This is a genomic window from Streptosporangium sp. NPDC006930, from assembly GCF_040635605.1.
Classification (GTDB): Bacteria; Actinomycetota; Actinomycetes; order Streptosporangiales; family Streptosporangiaceae; genus Streptosporangium.
On sequence record NZ_JBEYID010000017.1, the window covers coordinates 46,865 to 63,525 of the forward strand.

15 protein-coding genes are annotated in these 16,661 nt (G+C 70.1%); 9 read left to right on the forward strand and 6 right to left on the reverse strand.

The window, feature by feature from the left end:
- Positions 1–19: 19 nt before the first annotated feature.
- Entirely contained in the window at positions 20–961 is a 942-nt protein-coding gene (locus tag ABZ664_RS26980) for an SRPBCC family protein (RefSeq protein ID WP_362515603.1), read from the forward strand.
- Between the two features lie 154 nt (positions 962–1,115).
- On the opposite strand, the gene ABZ664_RS26985 is transcribed toward ABZ664_RS26980, so the two are convergent.
- Positions 1,116–1,733 carry a TetR family transcriptional regulator gene (locus ABZ664_RS26985; RefSeq protein WP_362515606.1) on the reverse strand — a complete coding sequence of 206 codons (618 nt, stop codon included), beginning with the start codon at positions 1,731–1,733 and terminating at the stop codon, positions 1,116–1,118.
- Positions 1,734–1,789: 56 nt separating this feature from the next.
- Here ABZ664_RS26985 and ABZ664_RS26990 point away from each other — a divergent pair, with 56 nt between their 5' ends.
- On the forward strand, positions 1,790–2,617 hold the full coding sequence (locus tag ABZ664_RS26990; RefSeq protein ID WP_362515609.1) for a class I SAM-dependent methyltransferase: 828 nt from the start codon (positions 1,790–1,792) through the stop codon (positions 2,615–2,617).
- Positions 2,618–2,766: 149 nt separating this feature from the next.
- Here the strand turns inward: ABZ664_RS26990 and ABZ664_RS26995 are convergent, their stop codons facing one another.
- From ABZ664_RS26995 to ABZ664_RS27005, 3 genes are all read right to left on the reverse strand, one after another.
- Positions 2,767–4,668, reverse strand: a complete 1,902-nt coding sequence (locus ABZ664_RS26995) for a hypothetical protein (RefSeq protein ID WP_362515612.1) — start codon at positions 4,666–4,668, stop codon at positions 2,767–2,769.
- 190 nt (positions 4,669–4,858) lie between these two features.
- The gene (locus tag ABZ664_RS27000; protein ID WP_362515614.1) at positions 4,859–5,842 is read right to left on the reverse strand and encodes an acetylxylan esterase; all 984 of its coding nucleotides are present in this window, start codon (positions 5,840–5,842) and stop codon (positions 4,859–4,861) included.
- 196 nt (positions 5,843–6,038) lie between these two features.
- Positions 6,039–6,428, reverse strand: coding sequence for an SdpI family protein (locus ABZ664_RS27005; protein ID WP_362515616.1), 390 nt, complete (start codon positions 6,426–6,428; stop codon positions 6,039–6,041).
- Between the two features lie 89 nt (positions 6,429–6,517).
- On the opposite strand from ABZ664_RS27005, the gene ABZ664_RS27010 reads away from it, so the two are divergent.
- From ABZ664_RS27010 to ABZ664_RS27025, 4 genes are all read left to right on the forward strand, one after another.
- Positions 6,518–7,828 carry an aspartate aminotransferase family protein gene (locus ABZ664_RS27010; RefSeq protein WP_362515618.1) on the forward strand — a complete coding sequence of 437 codons (1,311 nt, stop codon included), beginning with the start codon at positions 6,518–6,520 and terminating at the stop codon, positions 7,826–7,828.
- Positions 7,829–7,979: 151 nt separating this feature from the next.
- Positions 7,980–9,050: a sigma-70 family RNA polymerase sigma factor gene (locus tag ABZ664_RS27015; RefSeq protein ID WP_362515621.1), complete on the forward strand. Its 1,071-nt coding sequence runs from the start codon at positions 7,980–7,982 to the stop codon at positions 9,048–9,050.
- A gap of 51 nt (positions 9,051–9,101) precedes the next feature.
- On the forward strand, positions 9,102–9,350 hold the full coding sequence (locus ABZ664_RS27020; RefSeq protein WP_362515623.1) for a hypothetical protein: 249 nt from the start codon (positions 9,102–9,104) through the stop codon (positions 9,348–9,350).
- Between the two features lie 38 nt (positions 9,351–9,388).
- Positions 9,389–10,063 (forward strand): alpha/beta hydrolase, encoded by a 675-nt coding sequence (locus ABZ664_RS27025; protein ID WP_362515625.1) that lies wholly within the window; start codon positions 9,389–9,391, stop codon positions 10,061–10,063.
- Positions 10,064–10,181: 118 nt separating this feature from the next.
- Here ABZ664_RS27025 and ABZ664_RS27030 read toward each other — a convergent pair whose 3' ends face one another.
- Positions 10,182–11,009 carry a methyltransferase domain-containing protein gene (locus ABZ664_RS27030; protein ID WP_362515627.1) on the reverse strand — a complete coding sequence of 276 codons (828 nt, stop codon included), beginning with the start codon at positions 11,007–11,009 and terminating at the stop codon, positions 10,182–10,184.
- Positions 11,010–11,416: 407 nt separating this feature from the next.
- Complete coding sequence (locus ABZ664_RS27035; RefSeq protein WP_362515630.1) at positions 11,417–12,589, reverse strand: UDP-N-acetylglucosamine--N-acetylmuramyl-(pentapeptide) pyrophosphoryl-undecaprenol N-acetylglucosamine transferase; 1,173 nt, start codon at positions 12,587–12,589, stop codon at positions 11,417–11,419.
- A 341-nt stretch (positions 12,590–12,930) separates the two neighbouring features.
- Here ABZ664_RS27035 and ABZ664_RS27040 point away from each other — a divergent pair, with 341 nt between their 5' ends.
- The 3 genes from ABZ664_RS27040 to ABZ664_RS27050 all read left to right on the forward strand — a co-directional run bounded on the left by ABZ664_RS27040 (position 12,931) and on the right by ABZ664_RS27050 (position 16,615).
- Positions 12,931–14,157, forward strand: a complete 1,227-nt coding sequence (locus ABZ664_RS27040; protein WP_362515632.1) for a hypothetical protein — start codon at positions 12,931–12,933, stop codon at positions 14,155–14,157.
- 271 nt (positions 14,158–14,428) lie between these two features.
- Positions 14,429–16,048, forward strand: coding sequence for a cellulase family glycosylhydrolase (locus tag ABZ664_RS27045; RefSeq protein WP_362515636.1), 1,620 nt, complete (start codon positions 14,429–14,431; stop codon positions 16,046–16,048).
- Positions 16,049–16,243: 195 nt separating this feature from the next.
- Positions 16,244–16,615: a VOC family protein gene (locus ABZ664_RS27050; protein ID WP_362515639.1), complete on the forward strand. Its 372-nt coding sequence runs from the start codon at positions 16,244–16,246 to the stop codon at positions 16,613–16,615.
- Positions 16,616–16,661 lie beyond the last annotated feature (46 nt).

Consider the following 16,661-nt stretch of genomic DNA (forward strand, 5'->3'; position numbering starts at 1 on the left):
CCTAAGAAAGGGCGACATAGTGGAAGAGCAATTGGCGACCCTGCGGACCGTCGGCGACCAGCCGGTGCTGCGCTTCGAACGACGGCTGGCCCACTCCCCGGAAAAGGTCTGGAAGGCCGTCACCGACCCTGCCGAGATGGCCCACTGGTTTCCGGCGACGGTGGAGACCGAGAAGTCCGTCGGTGCGGCGATGCGCTTCACCTTCGAGGGCGAAGACGACTCCACTCACGGCCAGATCCTGGAACTCGACCCTCCGAAGGTGTACGCGTTCCGCTGGAACCAGGACGTGCTGCGCTTCGAGCTTCTCCCCGACGGGCCGGGCTGCCTGCTCGTCCTCACCCACACGCTGGGAGGCGGCTGGACCGGCAGGCTGACCGCGGGCCGCACCGCGGCGGGCTGGGACCTCTGCCTGGCCGCGCTGCTGTCCAGGCTGGACGGCGAGCCCTTCGAGCGGCCTCCGGGCTGGAGTGGCCGGATCGCGGACTACGTTGAGATCTTCGGCCTGGCCGAGGGGGAGACGCGAAAGAACGGAGACGGTCACCTCGTGAGGTTCGCGCGCGACCTGATCTGGAAGCCCGTCGAGGAGGTGTGGAACATCCTCGCCGCAGGGGAGACCCTCCGCCCTGGCGTGGAGCCCCCGACGTGGTTCACGAACCCGCATGTGCCCGCGGGTCCCGTCAGGGAGGTCGGAGCGCCGCGCGCCCTGGAGTACGAATGGCTCCATGAGGGCGAGCCCGCGGGACGGGTGCGCTGGGAGCTGGCGCACGACCCCGCGCAAGGCACCCGGGTCGTGCTGACGCAGACGCTTCCCGCCCGGCTGGCCGATGTTCGCGCGACGGCGCTCGCCGCCTGGCAGGCGCACCTGGAGGTGTTCTTCACCGTCGTCCAGGGCGAGGCCCCGCACCCGCCGCAGGGCCGCGTCGAGGAACTGCGGAAGCTGTACGAGCACCGCCTGGGCTGACACCCGGACGCGGCATGAAACGCCGGAGGCCGGATGGAACCGCCGCCGCGTCGCGGCGGAGCGTCCAAGCCCGTGGATCGTTTTCGAGTCCGGGACTTCCCACGTGACCCCACCCGCACCCGGCGTCTCGCGTCGAGCGCCGACGCCGGGCGGTTCACAACAGCCGTCTCTGCACGACGTCGGCGATGACCGTGGTCACGACCCTGCCGACCTCTCCCGCCTCAGGTGGGGCGCCCGCCCGCCCGGCGAATATCAGGTGCCCGGCCCCGACCAGTGAGATCGCGAGCGAGTCGACGTCCGCGTCGACCGCGATGCGGCCCATCTCGCACTCGTTGGCGAGGTAGGAGGCGATCATGGCCGCGGCTTCCGCCATGACCGGGATTCCGTGGGGCGGCCCGGCCTGGCGTAGCCGGGCGCGCAGTTCGTCGCGGAAGACGACGAGACCGACGATCGACACGGTGACCGGGTCGAACAGTTCTCTCAGCGCGCCGGTGAGGTTGCCGTCCACGGTGCCGGTGCCGGCGGAGTCGCGCAGGGCGGCGGCCTGGTCGCCGATTCTCGCGATGCGCTCTCGCACGAGTTCGGCGAGGAAGTCGTCGAAGTCGGCGAAGTGCCGGTGCAGGACCCCCTTGGCGACGTCCGCCTCGGTGGTGACCGCGCGGCTGGTCAGCGCGTTCGGCCCGTCCCTGAGCAGGACGCGCTCGGCGGCGTCGAACAGGTGCCTGCGCGCGTCGCGGATGTGCACCCCGGTCGGCACAGCGCGTCCCTCCATCTCTTGACGGCCTTCACCCGATTGACGAGTGGGCATGTGCCCACTAAAGTGGGCGTATGCCCATTATATCGCGGGAACCGCCCAGCCCTTCCGGTAAAGAGTCCCACAACGCCAGGCGGATGGCGGAGTCGTTCGGAGTGGACGCCGAACGCTACGACCGGACCCGGCCCCGCTACCCCGACGCCCTGGTGGAGCGGATCGTCGCCGCCGGTCCCGGACCCGACGTCCTCGACGTCGGCTGCGGCACCGGCATCGCGGCCCGGCAGTTCCAGGCAGCCGGCTGCCGGGTGCTCGGGGTCGATCCCGACGCGCGGATGGCCGAATTCGCCCGGCGCACCGGGATCGAGGTGGAGGTGTCGACGTTCGAGGCCTGGGAAGACGCCGGCCGGACGTTCGACGCGGTGGTCGCGGGCCAGACCTGGCACTGGGTGGACCCGGTCGCCGGCGCGGCCAAGGCGGCACGGGTGCTGCGGCCCGGAGGCAGGTTGACGGTGTTCTCTCACGTGTTCGATCTCCCGCCCGTTGTCGCGGAGGCCTTCGCCACGGCCTACCGACGGGTGGTGCCGGACTCGCCGCTCGACTTCCAATGGCAGAAGCGCCCCTCGGACCCCTACCAGGCGCTGTTCCCCAGGTTCGCCGACGGAGTGAGGGAGGCCGGCGGATTCGGCGAGCCGGAGCGGTGGCGATTCGAGGAGGAGCACTCCTACACGCGCGACGAGTGGCTGGACCTGCTGCCCACCAGCGGCGCTTTCACACTGCTTCCGGCGGACCGACTGACCGAGGTGCTGGAGGCCGTCGGAACCGCCATCGACGCGATCGGGGGCGGCTTCTCCATGCCCTACACCACGCTGGCGGTCACCGTGGGGCGCACCGGCGTCGCCTGACCCGGCTTGAAGGACGGGCCGCGACGATGTCCGGCCGCCGGAGTGGGCAAAGGAACGGAACGGGAACCCCGAAAAGGGGAACGCTCCGGCGCGACGCCGAAGCCGCCCGCGAGCGCGCTCACCGAAGCGCATTCACCGGTGGGCGGGGGTCAGCGTCCGGCCCCCTCGGTGATCCTCGGCAGATCCCCCCAGGAGACACCCGGGGGCGGAGCGGTCGCGCAGACGACGTAGTGGTGCGGGGCCATGGCCGACATACGGCCGGACAGCAGGCTCAGGCAGGCCGAGTGCAGTGCCTCCGGAGTGGTCTTCGCCGATGTGAAGCACACCAGCCGATGCCCGAGCCGTCCGTCGGCCTCGGCGGTGACGACCGTTTCCGCGGCGCGAGCCACCTCGCCGTCGCCGGCCGACCGGGCGAGCGCGTCCCTCACCAGGCGTTCGACCTCGGTGAGACGGACCCAGCAGCCGTCGATCAGGAGCCAGCCTTCGTCCCGGGGAACCGGGACGACGCCGGTGAGGGCGGTCAGCTCGCTCAGCGGCACGTCCCGATCACCCGCCTCGATGAGCAGCCGCGCGATCCCCTCGCCAAGGGCCCGCGCGTCGTCGCGGGGCAGGCAGCGCGGGTCGGCCCACAGGGTGACGTCGAGCTCGCCGTGCAGCCGGTGAACCCAGAGCGAGGTGCGTGTGGGCAGAGTGGCCGGTGGAAGCCAGACCGAGTGAACGTCCTCCCCGGTACGGCTGACCCGCGCACCCCGGCCGGGGACGCTCATGTCGTTGAACACGAGGTCCCTGGCGAAGAAGAGACCCCGCTCCCGCTGGACGTCCTCCATCACCCGGATGAGGGCGTCCGAGTCGAACCGGCTGTTCTGGTACGCGGCCATCGTCGCCGAGCGCGCGCCGTGCAACACGGTGTCGAAACCGTCCTCGCCGATCTCCACCGGGATCAGCGCGTCCTGGGCGAGCGGTCCGACGTACTCGCGTAACTCCGGCCGGAAGCGGTTCGCCGAGATGGACAGCACCACGACCGTCCGCAGGCGGGCCCGCACTCCGGCGAGTGCCGCCAGGGCCGCGAGCACCACCGCCGACGGGCTCGCCCCGGTACGCGCGGAGATCCGCCTCAGCGCCCCGGCCGCCGGAACCGAGCGCACCCGCAGCCGGGGAAGCACCCAGTCCGTCTCGCCGTCCACGGCGACCGTGAGCGTGGACCGGGGCACCCCGCGCAGGTGGCCTTCCCAATAGCGCAGCGCCGCCTGCGCCCGCCGCAGACCGGCCGGAGTGCCCTCGGCCGCCGCGACGTCGAGCGGCTGCGGCGCGGTCACCGGCGCGAGCGGTTTGCCGAGGAGGAGTTCGTCCCACTCGGTGAGCAGTACGGCCAGCCCGGCCGCGTCCATCGCGCTGTGCGTGGTCACCAGGACGACCTGCCGGGGTACACCACCGGAGGTGATCACGGCGATCCGGAGCGGGATCTCCGCCTCCAGCGCGAAGCGCGTCCCGTGAAGCCGGCGCGCGACCTCTTCCGCGAGGTCGGCGTCGGGCGTCTCGGCGCGGATCCGAGCCGGTCCCCCGCCCTCGGCTCCCGCCGCACCACGCACTCTCCCGCCGGTGGCTCCCTCCGTGCCCTCCGGCCCTCCGGCCCATCCGCTCTCCGTGTCCTCCTCGCTCACCGGAGCGTCCGCCCGGTTTCCGGCGGCGTCCGGTCCGGCCGGGGGATCGCCGGTGTCGTGTACCTCGACGACCACTCCTCCATCGGCCAGAACCCACTGGAGGCCGTCATGGAAGGTCGTGCGCAGGGACTCGTGCCGGGTCACCAGCCGGATCACCGCCTTGGTGATCACGGCGAGCGTCGTACCCGGCTGGAGTGCCCGCACGACGCGGTAGTTCATGTGCTCCGGCGGGTCGGTGAGCATGCAGCGGACCATGTTGGCCTGCCCCGTCGTCAACGGACCGTGGCGCGCCGTCAGATCGGAGAAACGTACGGCGTAGGAGTGCTCCGGGAGGTCAGGTCGGTGCGGGAGCCGGAACCGTTCCTGCCCGGACGAGAGCGGTCGTGCCACGGGGAGCCGCCAAACCGGAAAGTCCGTTATTGAAAAGTTTACTTACAGTTTCGGGGGTGACGTCAGTGAATCACGTCCGTGGGAGAGGCGGCAACCCCCTGCGGGCGCACCACCGGCCCACCCGGCTCGCGCCCGCGGCGAGCGAATGAAGATTCCGCCACCCCTCATTGTTCCGCCGGAAATATGAATGTCAGGGAAGGATTTCGGCCAGCCACGCCGACTGCGCGGCGAGGTGGTGTGCCTGGCCGCCCTCGTGGCCGTTCCACTCGTACGCCAGGACCTCCTTCGTACCGCCGTAGTGGTTCACGCAGGCGTAGACGCCGGAGGGCGGGCAGATCTCGTCGCGCAGGGCGACCCCGAAGTGCGCCGGGCAGCGCGCGTCCCTGGCGAGGATCGCGACGTCGAAGTAGGCGAGCGCGGCGAAGGCCTGGTCGACGAGACGGTGATGCGTGTGGCACCACGTCACCAGCTCCGGGAACGGCCCGTCCGTGGCGACCTGCGTCGATCGCTTGATGTGACACAGGAACGGCACGTTGGGCATGGTGGCCGCCACGTCCGTGCGCAGCGAGGCGGCGACGAGGGCGAGCGCGCCGCCCTGGCTCGTGCCGGTGGTCACCAGGCGGGCCGGGTCGGCGCCGGGCAACTGGGCCGCGGCCTCCACCGCGCGGACCGCGTCGGTGAACAGCCGCCGGTAGTAATAGTGGTCCCGGTCGGGCAGCCCGTCGGTGAGGAAGCCCGGCACGTGCGGTCGTCCGGAAGCCCCCAGGTCGGCGGTGTCACCCGTTCGCCACGCGCTGCCCTGGCCGCGGGTGTCCATGATCAGGTGCGGATGCCCGGCCGATGACCAGTACAGCCACTCGTGCGGCAGCCCCCGGCCGCCGCCGTAACCGACGTACTCGACGATGGTCGGCAGGAGCTCGGCCCGGTCGCGCGGAACCAGGTACCACGCTTTGATCGGGTGCCCGCCGAACCCCGCGAAAGTGACGTCGTAGACGTCGACCGTACGCAGCGGAGTGTCCCGCACGAGTCTCGCCTCCACACTCAGCGGAAACTCCTCCGCGGCGGCCAGCGTGGCCGTCCAGAAATCGTGGAGATCCGCCGGGGGGAAAAGTTTCGGGCGGTAGTTTTCGAGTTGCTCCACAGCTATCTCGGTGAACATCTCGGGGTTGCTCAAGGTCGGCTCCGGGTGGCTTGGATCACATCGATTCGAGCGGTCGCCGTGAATTCGTCGAGGATCACGTCCTCCGACGAGCCATAGGCTCAGCCACCATAGCGGCCGAGGGAGAAAGCCCGGCAGGTGGCGTCGAACAGGGGACGGCTCACCGTCAAGGCACTGTGGCCTCCCGGATATGGCGGGTCTCCGCCGCGGGTCAGACGGAAGGCGGAGGGGCCTCGCCACGGCTGTTGACCTCGGCCGCGATCCGGCTGGCGCGCCGGCCGATCAGGAGCAGCCCGCCGACCAGGAGCGTGAACTGCAGGGCGATGATCGCGTAGCCGACCGCCTCCGGGAGATCGAACAGCGCGGCGGCGACGACGGAGGCCGCGAGCACCAGCCCCACGGCCGCCGCCAGCCGGCGCATCGGTGCCCTCGCCCACGCGTGCGCGGCGTTCCACGCCTCGCGGGAGGCGAGGGTCTGCCGGGTGCGAAGGCCGGCGAGCTGGTTTCGGGTGTCGGTCGCACCGGATTCGTCATGGAACGGGATCAGCAGGAGCGCGAGCGCGGGGAGGGTGAGGACGGAGGTCATGATCACCGGATCCATGTCTGGATGCTACCCGCCAGAGTCCTTCGGTGGTGAACGTCAGCAGGGCGGCGAACCGCTGTTGGACGGCCATGCCATCATGAGCAAATATGAAAAATGCGTCATTTTGGAATGATGTTGGCCGTCACCTGATCCGCTACGGCGCGACGTTCACCCCAAAGGTCATCGAACGGGCGGCGGGGGCGTATGTCTACGACGACGCCGGGACGGCGATCCTCGACTTCACCTCGGGTCAGATGAGCTCGATCCTCGGGCACTCCCACCCCGACGTGGTCGCGGCGGTCTCACGGTCGATCTCCTCGCTGGATCACCTGTACAGCGGCATGCTGAGCAGGCCCGTCGTCGATCTGGCCGGCCGGCTCGCGTCGACGCTTCCCGAAGGCCTGAGCAAGACCCTGCTGCTGAGTACCGGCGCGGAGGCCAACGAGGCCGCGATCAAGATGGCCAAGCTCTACACCGGCAGGTACGAGATCGTCTCCTTCGACCGGTCGTGGCACGGCATGACCTCGGGCGCCTCCTCCGCCACCTTCTCCGCCGGTCGCCGGGGATACGGCCCGCCCATGCCGGGCAACCTCACGCTCCCCTCGCCGAACGCGTACCGATCCCCCTTCCGTCACGCGGACGGGTCGTACGACTGGGAGGCCGAGCTTGAGTACGGGTTCGCCCTCGTCGACCAGCAGTCTTCGGGAAGCCTGGCCGCGTGCCTGGTCGAGCCGATCCTGTCCTCCGGCGGAATCATCGAACTCCCGGCCGGATACCTGCGGCGGCTGAAGGAGATGTGCGCCGAACGCGGGATGCTGCTGATCGCGGACGAGGCCCAGACCGGACTCGGACGCACCGGCGAGATGTACGCCTTCGAACGCGACGGCGTCGTCCCGGACCTTTTGACGCTCTCCAAGACCTTGGGCGCGGGCCTGCCGGTGGCGGTCGTCGTCACGTCGCCGCGGATCGAGGAGGTCTGTCACGAACGCGGGTTCCTGTTCTTCACGACCCACGTCTCGGACCCGCTCGCGGCGTCCGTCGCGCTGACCGTGCTCGACGTCATCGAACGCGACGGCCTCGTGGCGCGGGCCGCGATCCTGGGCAAGCAGCTCAACGAGCGGTTGCTGGACCTGCGTGACCGCTTCGAGGTGGTCGGCGACGTCCGCGGCCGCGGGCTTCTGCAGGGCCTGGAACTGGTGACGGACCGGCCGAGCAAGTCTCCGGCGGAGGCGCTCGGAAAAGTCTTGACCATGGCGTGCCTGGAGCGCGGGCTCCACGTCAACATCGTCCAGCTGCCGGGAATGGGGGGAATCTTCAGGCTCGCACCACCGCTCACGATCAGCGACTCGGAACTGCACGCCGGACTGGACATCCTCCAGGCGGCCCTGAAAGCGGTCGTCTCAGGAAACGGCGGGTGACCACAGGTCGCGATATGCCCGGGTAGACGCCGCTTCGCCGACGTGCCCGGGCTCCCCCTGGACGACCGTGCCCGACGACCACGACCTCTCCGTACCCCGCGCCCGGGTGGGGATAGCGTGGCGTCCATGAGTCGAGTGAATCGCGGATGAGGTGAGGGCCGAGGAGAGCGCGCTGGTGGCGGCCGTGCTCGCGGGCGACGATCGGACGTTCACCGAGCTTGTCGAGCGTCATCGGCGGGAACTGCGGGTGCACTGCTATCGGATGCTCGGCTCCTTCGAGGAGTCGGAAGACCTGGTGCAGGAGACGTTTCTGCGGGCGTGGCGCGGACGCGGGACCTTCCACGGCCGTTCCACCGTCCGCGCCTGGCTCTACCGGATCGCGACGAACGCGTGCCTGGACTTCCTCGACCGGCACCCCCGCCGTCCGCGACCTCGGGACGCGGGACCGGCGCAGCCGGGCTCGCCGCCGTTCGAGGTCCGATGGTTGCAGCCCTACCCGGATGAGCTACTGGAGCCGGTCGCGTCCGACGGCATGGAGCCTGACGCGGCCGCCGTCGGCAAGGAGACCATCGAGCTGGCGTTCCTCGCCGCCATCCAGCATCTGCCGCCCAGGCAGCGGGCCGTGCTGATCCTGCGCGATGTACTCGGCTGGTCCGCGAAAGAGACCGCCGCGCAGCTTGAGATCAGTGTCGACTCGGTCAAGAGCGCCCTGAAGCGAGCACGATCGACCCTGAGGACCCACCTTCCGGAACGACGTCTCGAATGGGCGCCGTCGACGGCTCCGACCGCTCAGGAGCGAGAACTGCTGCGACGCTTCATGGATGCCCACGACAAGGCCGACCCCGCCGCCCTGGCGAAGCTGCTGAGCGAGGAGGCGCGGATGACGATGCCTCCGCTCCCGTTCTGGTTCTCCGGCCGCGACGCGATCGAGTCCTTCGCCGCACATGCCTTCGGCCCCGATTCACCGCTGTATCGAGGACGGTGGCGGAGCATCCCCACGCGGGCGAACCGGCAGCCGGCCGTGGCGGGCTACATCCGGCTGCCGGGTGAGTCCGCCTACCGGGCTCAGGCGCTCAATGTGCTGAGGATCGCGAACGGTGAGATCTCCGAGATCACCGTCTTCGAACCGCACCTGCTGGCCGCGTTCGGACTGCCGCCGACGCTGCCCCCGGACGACGCGCCCTCGGACGGTGACCCCTTTCGGGAGCCTCACCCGTCTTAACGGTGGACGACCCCGATGAGCGGGGTCGACCACCGTTGGGGAGCACACTCGATGACGATCGACGAAGACGTGATGACGCTGCCACAGGGCGACGTTCGCCTGCTGGACAGTGACGTGGCGCGGCGCCTGCTCGCTTCGAAGGAGTTGGCACGGCTGGCGTACGTGGCGGCGGTGGATCATCCCGGTACGAGAATGGCCCGCATCGCCGTCCGCCCCACCTGGGTCGGGGTCCTCGACTTCCAGACCCGCCTGCCCGGAGGCGGCGGCGTGGAGGATTTCAAGCGCAGGGGCCGATCGTGAACCCGCCCACGGCACACTTCTCGGAGGGACCATCCAACATGAGCACCTACGTGTTGATACCCGGCGCCGCGTCCGACTCGTGGTATTGGCACCTGACGGCCGCCGAACTACGGGCGCGCGGTCATGACGTGGTCACGCCCGACCTTCCCTGCGACGACGATTCGGCCGGGCTCTCCGAGTACGCCGACGCGGTGGTCGATGCCGTCGGTGACCGTACCGATCTCGTCGTGGTCGCCCACTCCTTCGGTGGATTCACCGCACCGCTGGTGTGTGAGCGGATACCGGTCGAACTCCTCGTGCTGGTCACGGCCATGATCCCGGTGCCGGGCGAGCCGCCGGGCGACTGGTGGGCCAACAGCGGCTGGGAGCGGGCGAGGCGAGAGCGGGACGAGCAGGACGGCCGGGCACCGGACGACGAGACGGCCCTGTTCTTTCACGACGTCCCGTCCGGCCTGGTGGCGGAGGCTCGAAGGAGGAGCCTCGACCAGTCGGCCACTCCCTTCGCCGCCCCGTGGCCGCTCGCCGCCTGGCCGGCGGTGCCGACGGTGTTCCTCCTGTGCCGCGACGACCGCTATCTTCCCGCCGAGTTCATGCGCCGCCTCGTCAGGGAGCGTCTGGACATGATTGCCGAGGAGATCGACGGGGGTCACAACGTCGCGCTGAGCCGTCCCGGGGAACTCGCCGACCGGCTGGCGGCCCACCGCCGGACGTGAGCCGCGCCGGTGTAACGGTGACACCGGTGCGGCGGTGAAGGCCACCGTGCCCGATCACACGGCCGGCGCCCGTCGGGGGCAGGCCGCCTTCCCTCGAATCCGGCAAGGGACGGGGCTCTCAGTGGCGGACCGCGGTGAACAGGGCGTAGCTGATCTGCGGGATCTGCCCGAAGCGCCGGTATATCTCCCCGCAGACGGTGAGCTGCTCGGCGATCTCGCCTCCGAGTCGCATCACGGAGGCCGGGAGGAGGTCGTCCACGAGCCGGAAAGACCTACGGATATTTGCCCCTATGTCATGGAATATCTCGATCTTCAACCCGGCCCGGTCCATCTCCTCGTAGAACTCCTCGATGGTGGGCACGAAGTGCACATGAAAGCCGCGGGAGAGGTCCTCCATGGCCTCGGCGGCGTCGCCGGTGAGAGAGTCGAGCAGATACCACTCCCCCACCACGAACCGCCCGCCGGGACGCAGCACCCGGGCGATCTCGCCAAGGGCCGCCGCCGGGTTCTCCATGTGGACGAGGGACTCGATGGCGTACGCGGCGTCGAAGGAGGCGTCGTCGAAGGGGAGCCACATCGCGTCGGCGAGCTGGAAGTCGGCCCGCCCCTGCCCCTGACCCGCCTCGGGGCGGGCCTCTGCCAGCCGCACCTGGTACTCGCTCAGGGTGACCCCGGTGACGTGCACGTCGCGCGCGGTGGCGATGCGTACGGCGGGCCTGCCGGTGCCGGACCCCACGTCCAGGACGCGCTCCCCGGGAACGACCTCCAGGCGCTCGGCCACCAGGTCGGTGAGGTGGTCCGTCGCCTGGGCGGCGGACGCCTCGTCGTGCTCGTCCATCCAGTAACCGACGTGCAGATTGCCGCCGAACGCGTCGGCGCGGGAGTCGGTGAGCCGGTCGCGCGTCTCGCCGGTCACCTCGGGCGAGAATTTTTCCTGACGGGTCAATGGCCAACCTGTCTCTCGGGGACGGTCTGCGTGAAACTCCATGCCGGGAAGGCTCCACGAAAGACGCGCCTGCCCGGGAGCATGCCGCCGGGTGAGACCGCACGGTCACCCGCGACATCTCCTGGAAATCCAGGACGAACGTTCACCGTGCGATGTTCTCGGCTCCACCACACTTCACTTCGTGCGGTCGCCAGATTACTCAGGCCCCACTTCGGCAGGCGCCGGGCCGCCACCGCCTTTTCGGTAAACCTTCGGCCAGGAGACACCTACCTCGCGCGGACGCCGAGGAGACTCCCGCCGACGCCCCTCACATCGGGAAGGTCACCCCTTCCCGCCCGGCCGGTTCTTCCCGGAACACCGGCCGCCGTCCCGTCCGGCCGGCTCTCCCCGGGACTCCGGCATCGGGCTCAACCGGCCTTGCCGTCCGTCCCCGCCGCCTCCAGGAGCACCAGTGCCAGCCTGTCGGCGGCGTCGACGCGGCCGAGGGCTCCGGCGGCACCGGCCATCGCGGCGCGGGCCCGGGGGTCGTGCAGCAGGGCGTCGAGCTCGGCCAGGAGGTGGTCGGCGGTGGGACCGTCCTCCAGGAGAGCACGGGCGGCGCCCGCCTCGGCGAGGTAGCGGGCGTTCTGGCGTTGCTCGTCGGCGGCCGAGGGCACCAGGGGGATGAGAACGGACGGCTTGCCCACCGCGGTCAGCTCGGCGACCGTGCCCGCCCCGCTGCGGGAGACCACGACATCGGCCGCGGCGAACACGTCGGCCAGCTCGGCGCCGACGTAGGGCACCGGGCGGTAGCGGTCGCGCAACCCCACGGGAAGCCCCGCGGCGGTACGGGTGAGCTGCGCGATCCAGCCGGGGCCGCACTGGTGGATCACCTGCGCGCGGGCGAGCAGGTCGGGCAGGATCGCCTCGACCATGGTGTTGATCTGGCGGCTCCCCTGGGCGCCACCGGTCACATAGACCAGGGGCAGGTCGGCGGAGAGCCCGAAGTGGCGCCGTCCCGCGTCGACGTTGCCACGCAGCAGGTGCGGACGGACCGGGTTGCCGGTGACGACGGCCCGGTCGCGCACCCTCGCGGGCAGATGCTCGATCGAGGAGGGATGGGTCAGCGCGATCCGCCGCGCGAAGCGCGACAGGATGCGGTTGGCCAGGCCGAGGGAGGTGATCTGCTCGTGCATGACCAACGGCCGGCCCAGCACCCGCGAGGCGACCCCCAGCGGCACGCACACGTACCCGCCGGTCGACAGCACCACGTCGGGGCGATGGCGGGCGGCGATGCCGAACGCCTGGAACACGCCGACCGGGATCCGGAACATGTCCGCGAGGTTGGTCGCCAGCTCTCGCGGGTTGGGCGAGCGCCTGAGCTTCCCCGCCGTGATGGCGCGGAACGGGATGCCGTGCTCCGCCGCGACGCGGGCCTCCAGGCCGGCCTCCGTACCGACCCAGAGCACGTCCAGGTCGAGCCCTCGCGCGGCGGCGTGGTCGCGCAGGGCCTCGACGGTGGTCAGCGCGGGGTAGGTGTGACCACCGGTCCCGCCTCCGGTGACGAGCAACCGCAGGGTCCGGCGATTTCCGGCCTCCATATATGTATCCATCCTTCCAATGTCACGATGTTCCGCGCCCGCCCCTGCCCGGTACCCTCTCAGGTCCGTGCTCGATCCGCGCCCGGTCCACGTTCAGGGCCGCGCCGGTCTGCGTCGGCCTGCGTCGGTCCGTGCCCAGTCCGTGCCCGGTCCCCGGTCCGTGTTCACGGGCCGCGCCGGAGCGCTCAGGGGCCCCGGGCACGGTACCCGAGGTCCCAGCGAAGATCCACTTTGCCCTTCGTCACCGCACGGTCGCGCCCCGTGGTTTCCGACACGCCCGTCATCCGGGAGCGTCACCCGAACGGCCATCAGAATTCGTGGTGATGAGTACGGTATGTGACATGGATCTGACGGGTGAGCATTTCTCCGGGGCGTCGGAGCGTCTCGGTGACGCGTTGAAGGTGCTTCGGCAACAGGCCGGGGCCGGCGCGGAGGCACTGAACTATTTCGGCGACCTCACGGAGGAGTTGCACCCGATCGGATCCTGGTTACGTCGACCGGCCCAGGCCAAAGAGTGGCCGCACCACATCATGCCTCCCGTCTACGGTCTGCTGTTCGCGCAGGCGTGGTCGCTGGCGTTTCCCGGCGAGACGCCCTCGGTCTTCCCCGACGGGGCGGAGCGAACGGAGTCGGGGTGGATCGTGCACCGGGCCACGATCTGGTTCGGCGACACGTACGTTCCCGGCGGGCTCGACGTGAAGGCTCCGCTGATCGTGATCGGCGGACTGGCGGTGGAAGGGCTTCTCGACGACGGCGACGCCTCGGAGAGCTACCTCGCGGTCACCGGCGACCTGCGTGCCCGCGCGATCCACAGCGCGGCCGACCACCTGGTGCTCGGCACGGTCGCGGCGGGAGTGATCTTCTGTTCGGGCAACGACGGGGTCCTCGTCGTGGGCGGGGACATCGTGACGGACCTGTTCGTTCCCGCCGAGCACGCGTACGAGCACTACGGCCTGCTGCGGGCCGGAGTCATCGGTGCCGGTGACCGTGCCGACATCGTGGCCGAGCGGCTCGCGCCGTGGCTGCCCTCGGGGTATGTCCGTCTCGGCGGGCACGGCGCGCCGGTGGACGGGTGGCGCGTGCTGCAGGAGGCGGCCGCCGGGCGCTCACCGGTGCTCGCCCAGCCCCGGCCGGTGATACTCCCGCCCCCGGCGCTCCTTCTCTCGGCCCTGGCCGCGCCCACCGGGGTGGAGGAGCTCGACCTGTCAGGCAGCCGCCTGCACCGCATCCCCGAGGACATCTCGGCCCTCACCTCTCTGACCCGGCTGGATCTGGAGCACACACCGCTGACCGGCCTGGACGGCATCGAGGGCCTCCGCACCCTGGAGCACCTGTCGATCAGGAACACGCCCGTGCGGTCGCTGGCTCCGCTCCAGGCGCTGAAGGACCTCCGCCACCTCGACGTCTCCTACTGCGACGACGTCCAGGACTGGAGCGTGCTCCTCGACCTGCCCGCGCTCGACACCCTTGTCGCGCACGGCTGCACCCTTCCCTCCCACGCACGCGCCCAGCTCGTCACCAGGCTCGGAGAGCGGATCATCGGGCAGGGGCCGGGCCCGCTCGGCTGACCGGCGTCCGGTCCGGGAGCGAAGCCGTGCGCGGACGCGAAGCCGTGCGCGGACGCGCCGGCGGCCGCCTCCGGCGCGCGGCGTGCGGGGCGGGCGATTCAGCCCTGGGAAAACAGCGGGAAAGTGTCCCGTCGATTAAATTTCCCCGCGGGGAATGGGGACCCAGGTCTTGCATGACAGGCTCCGTCCACCTAACGTCACGTGTCACGTTAGGAAACTTTCCTAATAAAGAGCCATGATCTGCCCCTGTCCCCCCACGCAAGGAGCGATGATGCGGCGCACCACCCCAGCCCTGGTGCTGACCGGGCTACTGACGTTACTGTTCACCCTGATCGTCCCCTCCGTCGCCCACGCGGACACCGCGACGTTCACCAAGGCGCAGGATTGGGGCAGCGGCTACAGCGGTCAGTACACGGTCAAGAACACCGGGACCGCCACGCTGAACGGCTGGACGGTCTCCTTCGACCTCCCGTCGGGCACGAGTCTCGGAACGTACTGGGACTCCCTGATGACCAGCAGCGGCAGCCGGTACACCTTCAAGAACCGGGAGTACAACGGCACCCTCGCCCCCGGGGCGAGCACCACCTTCGGCTTCATCGCCTCCGGTTCCGGCTCACCGGTCAACTGCACGCTCAACGGCGCCCCCTGCGGCGGCGGGCAGAACCCCGGCGACACCACGCCGCCGAGCGTGCCGTCCTCCCCGCGCAGCACCGGCACGACCTCCGGCTCCATCAGCCTGGCCTGGAACGCCTCGACCGACAACAGCGGCACGGTCAAGGACTACCGGGTCTACGAGGGCTCCGCCGTGGTCGCCACCGTGACCGGCACGACCGCCACGATCTCCGGACTGGCCGCCTCGACGACCCACACCTACACCGTCACCGCCCGCGACGCCGCGAACAACGAGTCGGCGAGGAGCGCGTCCGTCACGGCGACGACCCAGGCGAGCGGCGGTGGCGGCACGCCGGTCGCGGCCAACGGGCAACTGCGCGTCTGCGGCACCAAACTGTGCAACAAGAACGGCAAGCAGATCCAGCTGCGCGGCATGAGCACCCACGGCCTGCAGTGGTACCGCCAGTGCGTCACGACCGGCTCGCTGACCGCGCTGGCGACCGACTGGAAGGCCGACGTCGTCCGCCTGTCCACGTACGTGCAGGAGGACGGCTACGAGACGAACCCGCGGGCGTTCACCGACCTCGCGCACACGCTCATCGAGCAGGTCAGCGCGCAGGGCATGTACGTCATCGTGGACTGGCACATACTCACTCCCGGAGACCCCAACTACAACCTCGCCCGAGCCAGGACCTTCTTCACCGAGATCGCCCAGCGGCACGCCGCCAAGCCGAACGTCATCTACGAGGTCGCCAACGAGCCGAACGGCGTGAGCTGGGGCGCCATCAAGAGCTACGCCGAGCAGATCATCCCGGTGATCCGGGCGCAGGACCCCGACGGGATCGTCCTCGTCGGCACCCGCGCCTGGTCGTCGCTCGGGGTGTCCGAGGGCGCTTCGGAGACCGAGGTGACGGGCAACCCGGTCAACGCCACGAACATCATGTACACCTTCCACTTCTACGCGGCCTCGCACGGCACCGAGTACCTCAACACGCTCTCCCGTGCGGCCGACCGCATCCCCATGTTCGTCACCGAGTTCGGCACGCAGAACTACGCCGGGGAGGACACCAACGACTTCACCATGTCCCAGCGCTACCTCGACCTCATGGCGAGCAAGAAGATCAGTTGGGTGAACTGGAACTTCTCCGACGACCACCGCTCCGGCGCGGTCTTCAAGACCGGTACGTGCGACGCCGGAGGCCCGTGGACCGGCACCGCGCCACTGAAGGAGGCCGGCGTCTGGATCCGTGACCGGATGCGCACCGCCGACGACTTCTGACAGGACGGGACCAGAAAGAACCCGCGGGAACCCAGATGATCGAAGGGGGTCGGCACCTGAGCCGACCCCCTCATCCGAAGTACTCCGGACGATGTAACCGTCAGGGCGGATCAGAAGCCCGACGCCGGAGAACACCGGCAACGACCACGGGATATCGGTTTTCCACCGGCGAGGGTTTCCTGCCAGCATTGGGGGATGCTGAGGATCGGGCAGGTGGTGCTGGGCGTCACCGACATGGACCGCGCCGTCGGGTTCTGGACGCGGGCGCTGGGCTACGTGCCCCGCGAAGGCCAGGCCGGGGACGACTGGACCGTGATCGAGCCGACGAAGGGGACCGGCGTCCCACTGGCGCTCGACGTGACGCGGACGCCGGTTCGAAAGCATCCTCGGACGCACCTCGACCTGTTCGCCTCCGACGCCGCCGAGCAGGCCGTCGAGGTGGAGCGGCTGGTGTCACTGGGCGCCGAACGGGTCGCCTGGGACCTCTACCCGGACGACCCCGACTTCGTGGTCCTCGCCGACCCCGAGGGCAATCTCTTCTGCGTCATCGACCTCAGTCACGGCTGAGCGACGAAAACCGCATTCTTCCATCACCAGGGGGACTTCCTTCGTG

Excerpts from the sequence above, each read along its gene's own strand:
- ABZ664_RS26985 (WP_362515606.1), bottom strand. The coding sequence starts at position 1,733 with ATGGAGGGACGCGCTGTGCCGACCGGGGTGCACATCCGCGACGCGCGC.
- ABZ664_RS26990 (WP_362515609.1), top strand. The coding sequence starts at position 1,790 with ATGCCCATTATATCGCGGGAACCGCCCAGCCCTTCCGGTAAAGAGTCC.
- ABZ664_RS27005 (WP_362515616.1), bottom strand. The coding sequence starts at position 6,428 with ATGGATCCGGTGATCATGACCTCCGTCCTCACCCTCCCCGCGCTCGCG.
- ABZ664_RS27010 (WP_362515618.1), top strand. The coding sequence starts at position 6,518 with ATGAAAAATGCGTCATTTTGGAATGATGTTGGCCGTCACCTGATCCGC.
- ABZ664_RS27020 (WP_362515623.1), top strand. The coding sequence starts at position 9,102 with ATGACGATCGACGAAGACGTGATGACGCTGCCACAGGGCGACGTTCGC.
- ABZ664_RS27025 (WP_362515625.1), top strand. The coding sequence starts at position 9,389 with ATGAGCACCTACGTGTTGATACCCGGCGCCGCGTCCGACTCGTGGTAT.
- ABZ664_RS27035 (WP_362515630.1), bottom strand. The coding sequence starts at position 12,589 with ATGGAGGCCGGAAATCGCCGGACCCTGCGGTTGCTCGTCACCGGAGGC.
- ABZ664_RS27040 (WP_362515632.1), top strand. The coding sequence starts at position 12,931 with ATGGATCTGACGGGTGAGCATTTCTCCGGGGCGTCGGAGCGTCTCGGT.
- ABZ664_RS27045 (WP_362515636.1), top strand. The coding sequence starts at position 14,429 with ATGCGGCGCACCACCCCAGCCCTGGTGCTGACCGGGCTACTGACGTTA.
- ABZ664_RS27050 (WP_362515639.1), top strand. The coding sequence starts at position 16,244 with ATGCTGAGGATCGGGCAGGTGGTGCTGGGCGTCACCGACATGGACCGC.